Below are 17,625 nucleotides of genomic sequence, written 5' to 3' on the forward strand. Positions count from 1 at the left end.
TAGGAATTGGGAATTAGGAATTAGTGTAACTTATGCTATCCTTAAAGCGAACTAGCAGCGGGTGTTTCATTTAACACGGCGGTTGCTTCAGGCGCCTTGCCCGTCATAGAAGTGACCTGCTGGATAAACACCTCATTGATAGAAGGCAGGATCTCATGGAAGGAGGTGATCGGAATCCTGTGATTGATGAAATGTGCGAGGATATCATTCGTCGTACTGCCTTCACTAAGTTTCACCGTATAGGCTAATGGCTCTGTTTTAACGATAGAAAAATGATAGGTGGCCACCTGTGCGAAATTAGGCATTACGCCAAATCCGACACGGAACAGGTGCTGCTTGAAATCCTGCTTGATCTGACTCACCTCACCATCCAGCAACTTCTTCCCTTCATTCACCAGTACAATACGGTCACAGATCTCTTCCACCTGCTCCATCCTGTGTGTAGAAAAGATAATGGTCGTACCACTTTTACTAAGATCGAAGATCTCCTGTTTGATCAGGTTAGCATTGATCGGGTCCAAGCCGGAAAAGGGCTCATCCAGGATCAGTAACTGCGGGTTATGAATAATAGTGGCGATAAACTGTACCTTCTGCTGCATACCTTTACTCAGCTCTTCCACCTTCTTGTTCTGCCAGCTGTTGATCTCGAATTTATTGAACCAATAGCTGATCCTGTCTTTCGCCTCTCTTTCCGACATACCTTTCAGACGGGCGAGGTATAATACCTGCTCACCGACCTTCATTTTCTTATACAGCCCTTTTTCTTCCGGCATGTACCCAATGGCATGCACATCAGTCTCCGGATTGAATGCGCGGCCATTGAACAGGATCTCGCCGCTGTCAGGATAAAATATGCCGGTGATCATCCGTAGCAGGGTAGTTTTACCTGCTCCGTTAGGGCCCAGCAATCCGAATATGCTGCCCTTGGGAATAACAAAGCTGATATCATCAACAGCTTTATGTGTGGCATAGTGTTTATGCAGGTGGTTTATTTCTATGAGGTTCATGTATTAAATGTAAAAAAATTATATGAGAGCAAAGAAATTTGGAAGGAGGAATGAGGGATCAGGAACTTCCGGCCGGAATAGCTCTTTAGCCAGGTGCAATGGGTACTATTATAAATGAGAGGGCGCTCCGTTTTAATGAAGCGCCCTCTCATTTATAATCAGCTATTTACTAGCCGCTCTCCGCAACGATCTCCGCAGCATTCAATTCCTAATTCACAATTCCCAACTGCCTCACCGCCTGTGCATACGCCGCCCCTACATTCACCGCCACATTCCCTATATACAAACAGCTTCTGTCACTCTTGTCTATCTTGTTATTCGCAACAATAAAAGACCGGTGTACCCGTGTAAAACGGTCGGGAGGTAATAATGCCAGTGCCTCCTGCATGGAAAGCCTTGACAGTATCCGTTTATCTTTCAGTACAAAACTGATATAGTTGCCCGCGCTTTCGAGATAAAGGATGTCCTCCAGTAATACTTTGTGTTGCTCATATCCACTTTTAACAATGACATGGGCAGACACATCTGATCGCTGCCGTTGCAGTATCAGCTCCTGTAATGCTTTGGCTTTGTTGCAGGCTTTGATAAAGCGTTCCACCGAAAAAGGTTTCAACAGGTAGTCCAATGCATCCAGTTCAAAGCTTTGAACCGCGTGTTCAGAGTAGGCGGTAGTAAAGATGACCATGGGTCCGCCTGGTAAAGTTGTCATGAGTTCCAATCCTGATATATCAGGCATACGGATATCGAGGAAGATCAGGTCAACCGTTTCCTGTTGCAGAAACTCCAGCGCCTTAAAAGGATCAGTAAAATATTCTTTGATATCGAGGAACGGTACCTGTGTCGCATGAGTACGTATCACTGATAATGCGACGTGTTCGTCATCTATTGCGATAGCGGTGAGTGTCATACAGCTTTACTGACTTCAATGGTAAGGTGAACAAAATATTCTGTTGCCGTCTCGCGGATATTCAGGTCATGTTTGCGTGGATACAATAATGCCAAACGCTGCCGTACATTCTGTAGACCAATACCCATACTGTCGTTCTCTACCTCACTGGCCCTGTTTGCATGTACGGTATTATACACATCAAAATAGATCTTCTCAGGCGTACAGGACAAGGACATGGTGATACGAGACCTGTTACGTGAGCTGATACCATGTTTAAACGCATTTTCTACAAAGGGGATCAGTAGCATCGGTGCAATTTCATGCTCACAATGCGTATCATCTATGTTCACTTCTATCACTACATCGGAAGAGCCTTGCGTACGTAAACGCTGTAACGCGATGTAGTTCTGCAGGTAGGCGATTTCTTTTGAGAGGGAGATATGTTCCTGCAAATTATCATGCAGCATAAAGCGCATCATATCGCCGAGTTTCTGTATGCCTTCACTGGTGGCCGGCGCTTTTTCTTCCAGTGCAGTGCCGTATAAGGTATTCAGTGCATTAAAGAGAAAGTGCGGATTGATCTGCCAGCGGAGGAAGTCTAATCCTGTTTCAGACTGATCCAGTGCTTTGCGTAGTCCTGATATAGTATCACTGTTAGACTGACGTAAACGGAATATCCAGTATGATAACGGGAGAATTACAACCAGTGCACCGCCATACATAAACAGGCATATCAAAATGATAATCTCCGGATGATGTGGCCTAATGACACCAAATAGTAAAGGTAACAATGCGAATACGATCAGATAGAAGAAGGCCGCATCTGTTACTAACTTTGTTTTCTTTTGATGAATACGGAATCGTGGCAGAATATAGTATTGCGCGAGAAAGTAGGCGGCGCCATAGTACACACCGAATATAAAAGCCATACCAAACTTAGCTATACCCCCACCAGGTGTTCCCAGTGTACCTACCAGGAGTATCACGAGTATAACGATCAGTTCTGACAGGACCTGCTGAAACCAGGGTTTACCAACGAACCTGGGATGTAGTTGCTGAAAATACAGCTGTTTTACACCGTAGTATAATGCGTAGAGCGTTGCATAGAATATTGTAATGATAAAAGCTGACTTTGCAAAGTGTATATGTGCACCACGTACAGTATGATATACGCCGAGCAGATAACCATCATACCAGGAAGTAGCGATCATTATTGTGAGAAATGTGATAGCACAGATCGTAAACAGTAACAAAGTACCTGTTTCCCAGCGTTCCCGTTCGAGGAAGCGTGGAATGATCCAGTTGTTGACACTCACAAAAGCGAGATACACAATTGTAAACTGCGCTAACGTTGGTAACAGGTAATGCTTATAGTAGTCAAATACCTGGTGGTATCTGGCGAACTTATAACCATATTCATGTTGCAGGTCAAAAACATTATTCGTCACACTATTGAAGAGCAATGCGAATACGAGCAACAGGAATATCCCTGTAGCAATACCAAGTTCTGTTTTTCTGAGCTGGTTCATAAGGATAAAATCTTTCAGCAATGATAATTATCCCTCCGGCACTTTTTTAAAAAGTGTGATAAAACGGACACTACCTGTGATAGAAAGCGATAATACGCTCTGCCACACGTTCTCCGTCCATCGCTGCGGATACAATACCACCGGCATAGCCAGCACCTTCCCCACAGGGATAGAGTCCGCTGATCTGGGGATGCATCAGATGATCATCTTCACGTGGGATACGTACCGGAGAGGATGTACGGGATTCTGTTGCGACCAGTATCGCATCAGCGGTGTAGTAACCTTTCATTTTACGACCGAAGGCTTTAAAAGCTTCTGCCAGCCGGTGATGCACACTAACAGGCAGCACATCGCGCAGATTAACGCTGTTTACACCAGGCAGATAAGAGCAGGAAGGTAGCGTTGTGGATACCTTACTGTGGACAAAATCCGTCATACGTTGAGCGGGCGCTACAAATTGTCCACCACCAGCAGTGAAGGCTGTACGTTCTACCATTTGCTGATAGTACATAGCAGAGAGCGGACCTTTATCAGCAAAGGGCTGGAAATCAGTTTCATCTACAGTAACGACCATTCCTGAATTGGCGTAGGGGTTATCCCGTCGTGAGGGAGACCACCCATTTACTACAAGTTCTCCGGGATCAGTTGCAGCAGGAGCAATAATACCACCAGGGCACATACAAAAAGAGAATACCCCGCGGCCTTCTACCTGTTCTACCAGGCTATAGCTGGCAGGTGGCAGGTATTCATTTCTTGTAGGGCAATGATACTGAGCACTGTCTATTAATGACTGGGGATGTTCTATGCGTACACCGAGTGCGAAGGGCTTTGCACTGATGAGTATATTCTTCTGGTGCAGCAAACGGAAGATATCACGCGCAGAGTGGCCGGTAGCAAGAACGACCTGAGATGCTTCGAATGTTTGTTCGGTGGCAGTCTTTACACCTTTCACCTGATCATTCACCGTTAAAATGTCAGTGACCTTTTGTTCAAACAACACGATGCCACCACTGTTAATGATCTGTTCGCGCATGGCCACGATGATATGTGGCAATTTATTGGTACCTATATGAGGGTGTGCTTCATACATGATCTTCTCGGTAGCACCGAAGTGTACGAAGATGCTGAGGATGCGGTTGATGTCGCCACGCTTGTTGGAGCGTGTATAGAGTTTACCGTCAGAGTAGGTACCGGCGCCACCTTCACCGAAGCAGTAGTTGGAGTCAGGATTAACAACACCTGTCTTGTTCAGTGCAGCAAGATCCCGTCTTCTTGCCCGTACATCTTTCCCCCGCTCAAGGACGATGGGTCTGATACCTGCTTCTACCAGGCGCAGCGCAGCGAACAGTCCGGCAGGGCCGGCGCCTACAACGATGGCGGATGGTGCATTTGCGGGCAATGTATCATATATCGGTATGATACGTTCTCTTTCCTGGAAGGGTTCATTTACAAACACCTTGATGGTGAGCATAAAGTAAGCCTGGCGGGAACGTGCGTCGATAGAGCGTTTGAGCAGATGGAAGCCGGTGATCTCCGCAGGTTTTACACCGATAGCGGCCGCTGCTTCCGCGATAATGCTGGTATCAGCAGCTGCCTGGGAAGGCAGCAATTTGAGCGAGAGTTGTTGTATCATAAAAAAGGACGGTTAGGTAGTTATCCCAACAATTGAAAACGGATACCCGTATTTCAGGTATCCGTTTTCAGTTATTTTGTTAATGAGTTGTTATTCTCAGATCAATTAGAATGGTAAATCATCTGCCTGAGCACCGGAGGACATTTCCTGGGAAGTGTTGTAGTTTGGCATTGGATCACCTGTAGGTGCGCCTGCAACAACAGACTCCATGCGCCATGCGTCCAGATTGGTGATGTAGTTCACCCTGCCGTCTTTTTCCCAACGTGTACCTTTGATATTGAAGTAAACTTTCACGGTCTCACCTTCGTTGAAGCGATCTACGATAGCAGTTCTGTCCTGTACCGCCTGGAACTTGATGTAGTTGTTGATAACGCGGCCATTGATATCATCAGATTTTTCGATAACGAACTCCCTGGTTTTAAAGGTTTCGCTACGCTGCATCGTATTATACTTCACGATCAGTTTTCCGGTTATTTCAAAACTCATATAAAAATTTTTAGCTGTTCAGAGGGCCAAAGATAGGTTTTTTAGCAGCAATCCGATACAATAAAATTTAGAAACAGAGAGTTATAAACAGGGGTACGCTAACCCACGGGCGCGTATATAACAATTTTGCATGGAATTTGCTAACCTAAAGGACATTTTTTTAAATGCAATTACTAACATAGTTTTGCACCCCCGCGATGAAATTATCAACATTCCGGAAGATCAGAAAATGATCACAAAAGGTGATCATGTTTGGGCTTGTATTTGCATACAATAGTATTTTATCAGTAAGTACACTTATCTATGACAAACAAGTTAATGTCAACAAGAAAAGCCTGTCTATCAAAGCAGTGCAGTACTGGCTTTCATCATATTATAATGACACAGGAACAAGCGCTTAAAAGAGAGTAAAAACAGCAAAAAAAACAGAGGCGACAAACTGTTATCAGTGAAATATAAACAAGGGGAGATAAATTTTTTTTTTCAACATTTTCTACTGATATTCGTCGTCCTGTCTGAAAATCTAGCAACCCCCCACGTTGGTTAGATTTACATTTCGAGAACAATCCTTAATTTAAGAACAACATTAATTTACATTAGCTCAATGAATAAAACTTGCGAACAAGTTTGGGAAAGGTGTCTTAATATAATTAGGGATATTGTGGAATGGCAACCATTCAAAACCTGGTTCGAGCCGATTAAACCCATCCAACTTGAAAACAATGTTTTAACCATTCAGGTGCCAAGCCAATTCTTTTATGAATACCTTGAAGAACATTATGTGGGACTACTGGGTAAGACGATCAAACGCGAACTGGGAAAAGATGCAAGGCTTGAGTATCGGATAGTAGTTGAAAACGGCACACCTCATCAGCATCCAAAAACTGTAAACATGCCAGGGCAGTTTACTAAAAGTAAAAAGGACAGCGAAGTAGATTTTCCATTAACTATACAGAATCCTGTAAAGAATCCATTTGTTATACCAGGCATCAAGCGTGTACAAATCGATTCTCAGCTGAATCCTCATTACACATTTGAATCTTACATAGAAGGTGATTGTAACCGTGTAGCACGCAGGGCAGGTAAAACTGTATCTGAAAAGCCCGGCGGCACTTCCTTTAACCCATTAGTAATATATGGCTCTGTAGGTCTCGGTAAAACACACCTGGCGCAGGCGATCGGCAACGAGGTTAAACGTATACATCCTAACAAGGCAGTACTGTATGTAAGTGCTGAAAAGTTCATCAATCAGTTCATCGATCACTCGAAGAACAGTATCATCAATGACTTTATTCACTTCTATCAGTTAATTGATGTATTGATTGTAGATGATATACAATTTTTCGCGCGTGCAGAAAAAACACAGGATGCATTCTTTGCCATCTTTAACCACCTGCATCAATCGGGTAAACAACTGATCTTAACTTCAGATAAATCGCCTAAAGACCTCGATGGTTTGCAGGAAAGATTGTTAAGCCGTTTCCGCTGGGGACTCAGTGCGGACATGCAGATGCCCGACTTCGAAACACGTATGGAGATCCTTGAGATGAAAATGCGTAACGATGGTCTGGAAATGCCAAAAGAAGTGGTGAAATATGTTGCCTACAATATCCAGAGCAATGTACGTGAACTGGAAGGCGCACTCATCTCTCTGCTTGCACAATCTTCTCTTAACAGAAAAGAAATTGATCTTGAACTGGCAAAGCGCGTACTGAAGTCTTTTGTAAAAACTTCCTCTAAGGAAATCACGATCGAAAGCATCCAGAAAATGGTATGTGAGTTCTTCGATGTCCCTTATGATAAACTCTTACAGAAAACACGTAAACGTGAAATAGTACAGGCAAGACAAATTACCATGTTCCTGGCGAAGTCATTTACGAAGAATTCGCTCAAGACGATCGGTGAACATTTTGGCGGACGTGACCACACTACCGTGATCCACTCCTGTCAGACAGTAAAAGACCTGATGGATACCGATGGCGCATTCCGTGACAATGTCATCGAACTGCAACAGAAAGTGCAACTGGCTGCCATGTAATATCCCCTATACAATAAGTTATTCGTCCCGGGTAAACCGCCCGGGACTTTTTATTGCCTGCTGTTTAACAATTTCATAATTCACGGCAGATACAGCAGTTCATAACAACTAATAACTTTGTGTTACTGTACATTATGTCAAACGTAGGTCAACACACTTTATGGAGTTCTATCCGGAATGGTAATGAAAACGCCTTCCGACAGCTTTTTGAAGAATGCTGGGAACCACTTTTCTCCTATGCCTGCCGCATCACCAGAGACCATTCACTGGCACAGGACAGTGTACAAAGCCTCTTTATTCACCTCTGGGAAAAACGTGAAACCCTCCCCGATGTCGCCGCTATCGGCCCGTATCTCCGCAGCGCACTGAAAAACAGACTTTTGAATGCCCTGCGGGATGAACACGTCTATCAGAAACATGTTGACATCTTCATACAGGTATGCGATACCAATGCTCCTTCTTCCGCCGAACATCTGCACGTCAAAGAAACTGAACAACAAATACTGCAATCGATCAACAGACTGCCAGAAAAAATGAAAGATGTATTCTACCTGCATCGCATAGAGGACCTGTCAGTTGCCGAGATCGCCTGTAAACTGGGCACCTCTCCACAAACTATCAGAAACCAGATCAATACGGCTATGCAGCGATTGAAAATGCTGGTAAGCTGAATAATCCTGATCCGCCCCTATGTTACCAAATTGTTAAGCCACTCAGTACCAATAGTTAACTAACACGCTGCCCGTGTCTTACTATCAAACGACAGGACAGTTTGGACAAAGGGACATTATTATTATTACTGGAAAAATTCCGGCAGGGCACCTGCTCACCAGAAGAAGAAGCACTGCTATATCAATGGCTGGATGCGCTGGATGCAGATGACTCCTTACCGGCATTACCTGCTGTTGAAATGCAACAGTTCAAAAAGAACATGCAGCAACAGATATGGCCTGCCATCAGTCGTACACGCCGTATCGGCCGGCGTATCGCCACTATAGCCGCGGTAGTAGTCCCCCTTGTTATAGCAGGCTACTTTGCACAACACCATTTTAATCGCAGCCAACGTCTGCCATTCGCCTCATTGTCCTGGCGCACAATAAAAAATACCAGCGGACAATTACAAAAAGTAACTTTGCCGGATCAATCAACGGCCGTGGTGGGTCCTTTTAGCACGATCCAGTACCCGGTTCATTTTCCTGATCACGCCAGACCAGTGAAAATATCAGAAGGAAAAGCTTTCTTTGATGTTGTAAAAGATGATCATCGTCCGTTCAGCGTAGAAGACCATAACGGTATCCGTACTGTTGTACTGGGAACGTCCTTTACTGTGGAAGCCAGCAGCAGTATGCACCTGTTAAGGGTGGCAGTTGCCAGTGGGAAAGTGCAGGTGGAGCAAAAAGGCGTCACCGCCGCTGTACTCGGACCATCACAAAGACTAACATTCAGTGAACAATCTATTAAAAAAGACAGCATTGCCGCCGCTGATCTCCTGGCATGGACCAATGGAAAGATCATTTTGCGCAATGCCAATTTACAGGAGCTATTGCTTACTATTAAATACCAATACGGCATCACCGCCACAACAACGCTGGACATAAGCCAGGGCAATTACAATTTGCAGATACCTGCTACAATGACTTTGCAGGAAGTCCTGGACATTATTGAAAAAATCAGTTTCAGACCAAAAATTCATTTTACAATGAAAGAGCAAAAACTCTTTGTTAATTAGGCATTAATAATTAGAAATTTGTATGCTCAACTGCATTTAATAAGATAACGCGATGCTACATTTTCTACCTGGGACAAACAAGAAAACTATAAAATCGTCAGGCTAACAATTCCTAGTTACCAATTCCTAATCCTTTCATCCGGCCCTCTCAACAGTGTCCGGATTTCTATTGCCTTTACCTTAATACAGACATATATGCAAAAAGACAAAGTACATTTCTCTTCACGGCTTCGCTCAGTGCTCCTCACGGGTCTGTCGATGCTCGTGCTGGCGTCAACTGCCTTTGCACTGCCATCCGGCGCTCAGGCACTACAAAAAGTATTACAACGTTTCCAGGTACAGCAGGGCAGCCTTTCTGCCGCACTGAAACAACTGGAAGCAAAGGCACAGATCAGCCTTGCTTATGATGAAGCCGCCCTGCGTAAAATACAGGTGCATGCAGAAACTTATCAGAAGAAATCTGTAGTGGCTATCCTCCAGGACCTGTTAGGTCAATCCTCTCTGAAATTCGAAGAAAGATATAATACCGTATTGATCTATGACAGCGCTGCTGCTCCGGCGACACCAGCTGGCAACATCGCAGCCGCTGGTCAGCAGGCACAGGAAAAGATCACCCTGACTGGTGCCGTTTCCGATAAGAACGGTCCGCTCATCGGTGCGACAGTCATGATCAAAGGTACTTCCAATGGTACTGGTACTGATGGTACCGGCCAGTTCAAACTGTCTGTTCCTGCTCCGGCAAACAGCCTGGTGCTCGTAGTAAGCATGATCGGTTTCAAAACACAGGAAATCGTTATCGGCACACAACGCAGCTTCCAGGTTACCATGGTGGAAAACAGCATGAACCTGAACCAGCTGGTAGTAGTTGGTTATGGTACACAGCGTAAAGCGACCGTATCAGGCGCTGTGGCTGACGTACAACTGGACAAGCTGAGCTCCCGTTCCCTGAACGATGCGAATGAAGCACTCCAGGGTAAAGCACCTGGTGTGATCGTACAGAACAATGGTGGTGACCCGACCTCTTCTCCTAAAGTTTATGTGCGTGGTCTGGGCGGTATCAACGGTGAATCTGCGCTGACGATCGTAGATGGTTCCATCTATACCGGCGGTCCTATCAACCCGAACGATATCGAATCTATCAACGTACTGAAAGATGCAGCTGCAGCTATCTATGGTGCAAGAGCATCTGGTGGGGTGATCCTCATCACCACTAAAAAAGGTAAGGAAGGCGCTGCTACCGTTAACTTCGATGCGAAGATCGGCTGGCAGTATGCAGCTAAAAAACTGGACGTGCTGACGGCTAAACAGTTTGCTGATGTAGAGAACATCGCTTACGGTGCTGCTGGTAAACCACTAGCGGATGCATTCAATGCGACCAAATATCCTGATGGTCAGATCACCCGTACTGACTGGCAGGACGAGATCTTCCGCACCGGCAAGATCAATGATTACAACGTCAGCGCTAAAGGTGGTACTGACAAAAGCAGATATTACATGGGCTTCGGCTACCGTCGTAACGAAGGTATCCTGCTGAATACACAGTCTGAACGTTATACCTTCCGTCTGAACTCTGATGCAATGGTAAAACCATGGCTGAAAGTAGGCGAGAACCTGTCCTTCACCTATAGCAATGGTAATGGTGCAAACACCACCAGCCCTTATACAGGTGCGATCTTTACGGCGTTAGGCTACCCTCGTCAGGTGACGCCTCGTACCCCTACTGGTGCATTCAGCGGTATGCCGGCTGACTACGCAGGTTCTTATGGTGATATCGCCAACCCTGTTGCTACCCTGGAGAGAATGGATAACAGAACACCTGTTACCGCTATGAACATCAACCCTTATGCAGAAGTACATCTGACTAAAGACCTGACGTTCCGTTCTAACTTCTCTTTCACCAAGACCTTCCGTGATAACAAGAACTTCACTACGCGTGTACTGGAAATAGGTAAGATCAACACCAGCAACAGCCTCGTTGAAAGTATCAACAATGAAACGAACCTGCTGGCTGAACAGACCCTGACCTATAACAAACAGTTCAATGGTGTACATAACCTGAGCGCTGTGGCTGGTTATACTTATCAGCATGATGAATATACTTCGCTGACTGTTTCTGCGAGCAACTTTGGTGATGAAAGAGATGTGTACCGATATTTTGATAATGCCGGTGCATGGTTACAACCGAAGAGCGGCAAAAGCGAAAGAGCACTGGAAGGTTTCCTGGGTCGTGTGAACTATGACTACAAAGGTAAATACCTGTTCACCGCTTTAGGTCGTCGTGATGGTAGCTCCCTGGTAGGTCCTGCGAACCGCTATCAGAATTATTACTCTGTTTCCGGTGGATGGGTATTCACTGAAGAAGAATTTATCCCTAAACAGTCTGTCCTGAGCTTCGGTAAACTGCGCGCCAGCTATGGCCTGTTAGGTAACCTGGCCAGCTTGCCAAACAACGCGATCGATATCAACCTAACCCCTGTGATGGTTTATATGGGCGCCAATGGTACGCAGCTGACCGGTCTGGCAGAAACTGCACTGTCTAATAAAAACCTGACCTGGGCGAACTCCCGCCAGGTGAACTTCGGTGCGGATCTCGCTTTCTTCCACAACAGTCTTTCTTTTACTGCTGACTACTTCATCAAAACCACTGGTAACATGATCCTGCTGGTTGATCCTCCAGGTACTTCCGGTGTTTCTGTGGGTGCATATGACAACGTAGGTAAAGCACGTGACAGAGGTATTGAACTGGGTATCAACTACAATGGTCGTCTGGGTAAAGACTTCACCTATGGTGCAGGTGCAACCCTCACGAAAGTGGACAACAAACTGCTGGAACTGACTGGCAACATGCCTGAAATATTGGCTACCACCGGTATCAACGTGCGTAGCACACTGAACCCGATCGTTACCCGCGTAGGCCACCAGATCTATGCATACAACGTGATCAAAACAGACGGTATCTTCCAGACACAGGCAGAGATCGACAACTACAAAAACAAAGATGGAAAAGTAATACAGCCGAACGCTAAACCTGGTGACCGTAAATTCGTTGACGCGAATGGTGATGGTAGCATCAACAACAATGACAGACAGGTCGTTGGTAGTCCTTTCCCATCCTTCTCTTATGGTTTCAGTCTGAATGCCGCTTACAAAGGATTTGACATCAACGTGTTCGCTCAGGGCGTACAGGGTAATAAACTGTTCAACGCACTGAAATATACCAACATGAACCCAAGCATCGGTACCAACTATAACATGCTGACCGGTATCCTGAATGCATGGACGCCAACTAACACTAACACGGACGTTACCCGTATCATCTCTACAGACGAAAACGGTAACTACGGTAACACTTCTGACTGGTATATCGAAAACGGTTCCTACCTGCGTATCAAGAATATCTCCCTGGGATATACTATACCAGCTGTACTGACCAATCGTGCAAAAATCGGCGCTGTAAGAGTATATGTAACAGCTAACAACCTGTTTACCATTACCAAATACAAAGGATACGATCCTGAAGTAGGTATGGACGAATTAGGTGTGGATAAAGGCCGTTACCCACAGGCGAAGAGCGTACTGGTAGGTCTGAACGTTAATTTCTAATCAATACAAACGACGATCATAATGAAACAACTCATAAAAAATATAACCCTTTCCCTGGCCGGTATCTCCCTGCTGGCGGCATGTAATAAAAAGCTGGACATCGTTCCGGAAGGTGCGCCTACCACCGGTAACTTCTGGCAAACACAAACTGACGCTGTTGCCGGCGCCAACGCCATGTACAGCATGTTTGACGATGAAAACTTCTATGGCCGTGGCTACTGGTGGTTTATCAACGCCAGCGATGATATGGTCACTGGTCGTGTAAAAGCAGAAGGTGATAACATCAAGAACTTCAACAGCAGCTTTATCGGCGGTTCCTATACCGAAGGACAATGGAAACAACGTTACATCGTGATCAAACGTGCGAACGATGTGATCCTGAACGTACCGGCTATCCAGATGGACGAGAAACTGAAGAACCGCATCCTGGGTGAAGCGTACTTCCTCAGTGGCCTGATGTACTTTGAGCTCGCATATACTTACGGTGATGCCCGTGCCGGCGTACCTATCGTAAAGCGCGACAGCCTGACCGGTGCCAAGCCTATACCACGTACTGCCAATGTTAACATGGTATATGATTATGTAGAGCAGGAACTGAAAAAAGCGGCGTCTTTACTGCCTTATTTCAATGAATATGGTTCAGATGATTATGGTCGCCCGCATAAAACAGCTGCATTCGCCTTCTTAAGCAAAATGTTCCTGTACAAGAAGGATTATGCGAATGCTGAAAGATATGCTGACTCTGTGATCCTGAGCGGCAAACATAAACTGCTGGACAAGTTTGAAGATGTATTTACCATCTCCAACAACTGGACAAGCGAGTATATCTGGTCTGTTTATTCTAATTCCAAAGGCCCAGGTGGCTGGGGAAGCATCCTGCCAGGTGTAATGCTGGAAAACAAAGGATGGGGTAAATACAATGGCTGGGGATATTATATGCCTACCAAAGAGTTGTATGACTCCTATGAAGCAGGTGACCTGAGAAGAGAGGCTACTATCCTGAAACCAGGCGATCATTTTACTTTCTATGGTGAAGATCGTACCTATGCGTCTACCAACAGTTTATCAGGCTATCAGTTCCGTAAATACATGGAACCATTCTCTTATCCTAACGGTCAGCACCTGAGCCCTAACGGCGACCATCCTACGACCGACCTGAACCTGCCACTGCTGCGTTACGCAGAAGTACTGCTGATCAAAGCAGAAGCAGAACTGCAACAGGGTAAGAATGCTGATAAGGAGATTAACCTGATCAGACACCGTGCTGGCTTGAAAGATGTCACCAATGCAGATATGACCGAACTGAAAAAACAACGTCGCTCCGAGCTGGCCGGCGAATGGGCTAACCGCCACTTCGACATGGTACGCTGGGGTGATGCACAGGCTGCTTATGCTAAACCACTGCACGGCTTTGACGGCTCCGTAGTATGGCCTGCACGTAGCTTCGATCCTGCCAAACACAATGTATGGCCGGTACCAAGAAGTGAAGTGATCAGCAGCGGCGGCGTGGTTAAACAGAACGGCGGCTGGGAATAAGTGATTAATAGGAATTAGGAATTAAGAATTAGGAATTATCTTGCCTGACTATATGTAGGTTTTCAGGCAAGATAATCTCCGGGTCTGTTATAAGTTGTCATTATGATCAGACAGGTTCTTATTGCTAGTTCCTATTTTTTTTTGTCTCATTCCTAATTCCTAATTTCTAATTACTAATTTAATAATGGTCAGATCTAGCTTACTTTCTCTCTTCCTGTTCGCTGCCATGACAGCCGGCGCACAAACAAATAACTATAAAGCCATCAATGCCCACTCCCATAATGACTATGAACAGCCGATACCATTCCTGACGGCATATGTACGTCACTACGGTTCTATAGAAGCAGATGTATTTGAACGTAACGGGCAGCTATTCGCTGCGCATAAAGAAGAAGCCATTCTCGCGGACCGTACACTGGAAAAACTCTATCTGCAGCCATTACAGGAGCAGATAAAAAAGAACGGGGGGACTGCCTATAAGAACAGTACGGATACCTTGCAGCTGATGATCGACTTCAAGACCACCGGCATTCCTACAATGAAGGCACTGGTAAAAATACTGGACCGTTACCCGACCATCTCTAAGAACCCGACCGTTGTGATCACCATCAGTGGCGATCAACCAGCACCTGCGCTGTGGTCACAATATCCTGCGTACATTCATTTCGATGGAAAACGCGGCGCCACCTATACGGCAGCACAGGAAAAACGTATCCCGATGTACAGCGTGGATATCAAACAATTTACCAACTGGAATGGTAAAGGAATTATCGTAAAAGCAGAGAGAGAGCAGATGCAGCACTGGATCGATAGCGTACACCAGGCTGGCAAAAAAGTGCGTTTCTGGGGCGTAGCAGACAATGTGAACGCCTGGAAGACCCAGATGAACATGGGCGCAGACTATATCGGTACCGACCTGGTAGAAGATATGGCCAAATTCCTGTCCAACAGGCAAAACATTGAATACAACGGCACTGCCGCTACACATACTTTATACAAAGCCCGCTATGTGAACAACGACAGCATGGGCAAAGTGAACAACGTGATCCTGCTGATCGGCGATGGTATGGGCCTGACGCAGGTATACGCTGGTTTTACCGGTAACCACGGTCAGCTGAACGTATTGCAGATGAAGAATATCGGCTTTTCAAAAACGTATTCAGCAGACAGCTACATCACGGATTCTGCCGCAGGTGGTACGGCCATGGCCTCCGGCAAGAAGACCAATAACCGCTATGTGGGTGTAGATGCTACCGGCGTTCGTATACCGGCGATTCCGGATGTCATTGCCCCTAAGGGCTACAACAGTGCGGTGATCAGCGCCGGCGATATTACCGATGCGACACCAGCCGCCTTCTTCGGACATGTACCTGACAGAAGTATGGAAGACTCAATTGCTGCCGGCTTCCTGAACACGCCTGTCAGTATCCTGATCGGTGGTGGTCCTCAGCATTTCGTGCAGCGCAAAGATGGCCGCGATCTGTCTAAAATACTGCAGCAAAAAGGCTATACCTTCAGCACCAACCTGGATGAACTGAATAATATGCAGTCAGATAAATTCATCATACTGGATCCGCGTGCGGAACGCTCCATGCTGAAAGGCAGAGGCGAGTTCCTGACACAATCGCTGGAAAAGTCCATCGCCTCGCTGCGTAGACAACAGAAAGGATTCTTTATCATGGCGGAAGGTGCGCAGATCGATTATGGCGGTCACGCAAACGTAGTACCTTATGTCGCAACCGAGATGATGGATTTTGACAAGGCGATCGGAGCGGCTATGAAATTTGCAGATGAAGATGGTCATACATTAGTGATCGTTACGGCCGACCATGAAACCGGTGGTTTATCCCTGCTGGATGGTAATTTTTCCAAAGGATATGTAGAAGGACATTTCAGTACGAATGACCATACGTCAGTAATGGTGCCGGTATTTGCCTACGGTCCGCATTCGCTGGATTTCAGAGGTGTATATGAGAATACCGAGATCTTCGCGAAGATCATCGCCCTGCTGCAATAGACAATTACAGCACTATCATGATAAAAAGAAAGCGGTTCAAGATGAACCGCTTTCTTTTTATCTCAGCAAATGATATTAATCTTCTTTCCTTTTGAACTTGTCGTATACCCGCTTTCTGTCTCCTTTGTTACTTTCCAGGTGCTTCAACACCATCTTTTTCACATACTTACGCACGTCTCTTTTCAGTCCCGGCATATCCAGCTTGTTCTTACCTACACCACCATACGTCAGCGGCTCTCCCTTTACTGCCGCAAACAATACCAGCTGTTTACCAATGCGTTTTTTCGTCACCTTCAGGTCCCACTCTTCTTTTTCGCCTACTGCTGTAAACGCATCTTCCAGGCCCTTTATCACACCCTCCACGAGTGAGCCATGTTCCTTGGTATTTTCATTATCTGCATAGGAACGGATATAGGGATCCGGATGTGTGGTGTAGATATGATGATATTTGAGAATGATATGAATGATATATCCGTTGATAGCGGTCTTCAGTTCCAGGGGTAACCAGCTGTTCACATGGCCATAATAATGTTTGTCCAGCAGGTCATGAAACAACTCACTGATGCCATTCTTAAAATGAAATACATTACGCTGAAACTCTTCCCCATTATCCGTACTAACGATCTTCAGACCTGGATTGAGGTAAGCCATCTGCTGTAACATAGTATTTGTAGGAATATAGGCCGGCTGATTATCCTTAAACAGGTCGCCATCGAGCCAGCAGTCGACCCGGATACTACCCGGCTCTTCCGCCGCTGGCTTCGTCAGTATTTCATAACTCCCCTTTGAACTGATCAGGGAAACTTCCACATCCGTTGTGATACGTATCAGTGTGGTAGCACCATATCCCACCAGCAGGGCTGTCTTGAAGTTCTTACCGGATCCGGTCTCTTCCAGGAAAGCGATCTCGTGTTGCAGTTCATCTATAGACGCGCCGGTGATCAACATGCTGATGTGATTATCAGCACTGAACGTAATTTCGATACCTGTTATGCCTGTTACATCTTCGAGATAATCAGTGATGACCAGTTTGATCAGTCGTCTGATACCGTAGCTATTCATCGATCCCAGGTACATGACCGGTCGCCTGCGTATAGATTCGATGATACTGTGAGAAGGCCGTCCATTCATAGTTTTCTGCTTTACAGCCTGCAATGT

At 45.7% G+C, this 17,625-nt stretch carries 12 protein-coding genes; 6 read left to right on the plus strand and 6 right to left on the minus strand.

The features are described 5' to 3' along the window. Window positions 1-41 precede the first annotated feature (41 nt). From GWR21_RS15865 to GWR21_RS15885, 5 genes are all read right to left on the minus strand, one after another. Window positions 42-1,007, minus strand: a complete 966-nt coding sequence (locus tag GWR21_RS15865) for an ABC transporter ATP-binding protein (protein WP_162332698.1) — start codon at window positions 1,005-1,007, stop codon at window positions 42-44. A gap of 208 nt (window positions 1,008-1,215) precedes the next feature. After that, window positions 1,216-1,914, minus strand: a complete 699-nt coding sequence (locus GWR21_RS15870) for a LytR/AlgR family response regulator transcription factor (protein ID WP_162332699.1) — start codon at window positions 1,912-1,914, stop codon at window positions 1,216-1,218. Beyond that, on the minus strand, window positions 1,911-3,425 hold the full coding sequence (locus GWR21_RS15875; RefSeq protein ID WP_162332700.1) for a sensor histidine kinase: 1,515 nt from the start codon (window positions 3,423-3,425) through the stop codon (window positions 1,911-1,913). The genes GWR21_RS15870 and GWR21_RS15875 overlap by 4 nt, the downstream gene beginning before the upstream one ends. A 70-nt stretch (window positions 3,426-3,495) precedes the next feature. Further along, window positions 3,496-5,058 (minus strand): NAD(P)/FAD-dependent oxidoreductase, encoded by a 1,563-nt coding sequence (locus tag GWR21_RS15880; RefSeq protein WP_162332701.1) that lies wholly within the window; start codon window positions 5,056-5,058, stop codon window positions 3,496-3,498. A gap of 105 nt (window positions 5,059-5,163) precedes the next feature. After that, a complete protein-coding gene (locus tag GWR21_RS15885) occupies window positions 5,164-5,544 on the minus strand; it encodes a DUF3127 domain-containing protein (RefSeq protein ID WP_162332702.1) in 381 nt (126 codons plus the stop codon). Between the two features lie 604 nt (window positions 5,545-6,148). On the opposite strand from GWR21_RS15885, the gene dnaA reads away from it, so the two are divergent. The 6 genes from dnaA (at window position 6,149) to GWR21_RS15915 (ending at window position 16,467) form a co-directional block, all read left to right on the plus strand. Continuing rightward, on the plus strand, window positions 6,149-7,582 hold the full coding sequence (gene dnaA, locus GWR21_RS15890; protein WP_162332703.1) for a chromosomal replication initiator protein DnaA: 1,434 nt from the start codon (window positions 6,149-6,151) through the stop codon (window positions 7,580-7,582). Window positions 7,583-7,716: 134 nt separating this feature from the next. Beyond that, window positions 7,717-8,253, plus strand: a complete 537-nt coding sequence (locus GWR21_RS15895) for an RNA polymerase sigma factor (RefSeq protein ID WP_162332704.1) — start codon at window positions 7,717-7,719, stop codon at window positions 8,251-8,253. A gap of 101 nt (window positions 8,254-8,354) precedes the next feature. Then, window positions 8,355-9,311 (plus strand): FecR family protein, encoded by a 957-nt coding sequence (locus tag GWR21_RS15900; RefSeq protein WP_162332705.1) that lies wholly within the window; start codon window positions 8,355-8,357, stop codon window positions 9,309-9,311. A gap of 195 nt (window positions 9,312-9,506) precedes the next feature. Further along, a complete protein-coding gene (locus GWR21_RS15905; RefSeq protein ID WP_162332706.1) occupies window positions 9,507-12,914 on the plus strand; it encodes a SusC/RagA family TonB-linked outer membrane protein in 3,408 nt (1,135 codons plus the stop codon). 21 nt (window positions 12,915-12,935) lie between these two features. Beyond that, window positions 12,936-14,450: a RagB/SusD family nutrient uptake outer membrane protein gene (locus tag GWR21_RS15910; protein WP_162332707.1), complete on the plus strand. Its 1,515-nt coding sequence runs from the start codon at window positions 12,936-12,938 to the stop codon at window positions 14,448-14,450. 184 nt (window positions 14,451-14,634) lie between these two features. Next, window positions 14,635-16,467 (plus strand): alkaline phosphatase, encoded by a 1,833-nt coding sequence (locus tag GWR21_RS15915; protein WP_162332708.1) that lies wholly within the window; start codon window positions 14,635-14,637, stop codon window positions 16,465-16,467. Window positions 16,468-16,542: 75 nt separating this feature from the next. On the opposite strand, the gene GWR21_RS15920 is transcribed toward GWR21_RS15915, so the two are convergent. Continuing rightward, window positions 16,543-17,598 (minus strand): DNA topoisomerase subunit B, encoded by a 1,056-nt coding sequence (locus GWR21_RS15920; RefSeq protein WP_162332709.1) that lies wholly within the window; start codon window positions 17,596-17,598, stop codon window positions 16,543-16,545. Window positions 17,599-17,625: the final 27 nt, after the last annotated feature.

It is taken from the genome of Chitinophaga agri (assembly GCF_010093065.1).
Taxonomy (GTDB): Bacteria; Bacteroidota; Bacteroidia; order Chitinophagales; family Chitinophagaceae; genus Chitinophaga; species Chitinophaga agri.

Bases quoted from the DNA above. Each gene is read 5' to 3' on its own strand.
- GWR21_RS15880 (WP_162332701.1), bottom strand. From the start codon at position 5,058: ATGATACAACAACTCTCGCTCAAATTGCTGCCTTCCCAGGCAGCTGCT.
- GWR21_RS15865 (WP_162332698.1), bottom strand. From the start codon at position 1,007: ATGAACCTCATAGAAATAAACCACCTGCATAAACACTATGCCACACAT.
- GWR21_RS15885 (WP_162332702.1), bottom strand. From the start codon at position 5,544: ATGAGTTTTGAAATAACCGGAAAACTGATCGTGAAGTATAATACGATG.
- GWR21_RS15905 (WP_162332706.1), top strand. From the start codon at position 9,507: ATGCAAAAAGACAAAGTACATTTCTCTTCACGGCTTCGCTCAGTGCTC.
- GWR21_RS15915 (WP_162332708.1), top strand. From the start codon at position 14,635: ATGGTCAGATCTAGCTTACTTTCTCTCTTCCTGTTCGCTGCCATGACA.
- GWR21_RS15870 (WP_162332699.1), bottom strand. From the start codon at position 1,914: ATGACACTCACCGCTATCGCAATAGATGACGAACACGTCGCATTATCA.
- GWR21_RS15895 (WP_162332704.1), top strand. From the start codon at position 7,717: ATGTCAAACGTAGGTCAACACACTTTATGGAGTTCTATCCGGAATGGT.
- GWR21_RS15875 (WP_162332700.1), bottom strand. From the start codon at position 3,425: ATGAACCAGCTCAGAAAAACAGAACTTGGTATTGCTACAGGGATATTC.
- GWR21_RS15920 (WP_162332709.1), bottom strand. From the start codon at position 17,598: ATGAATGGACGGCCTTCTCACAGTATCATCGAATCTATACGCAGGCGA.
- GWR21_RS15910 (WP_162332707.1), top strand. From the start codon at position 12,936: ATGAAACAACTCATAAAAAATATAACCCTTTCCCTGGCCGGTATCTCC.
- dnaA (WP_162332703.1), top strand. From the start codon at position 6,149: ATGAATAAAACTTGCGAACAAGTTTGGGAAAGGTGTCTTAATATAATT.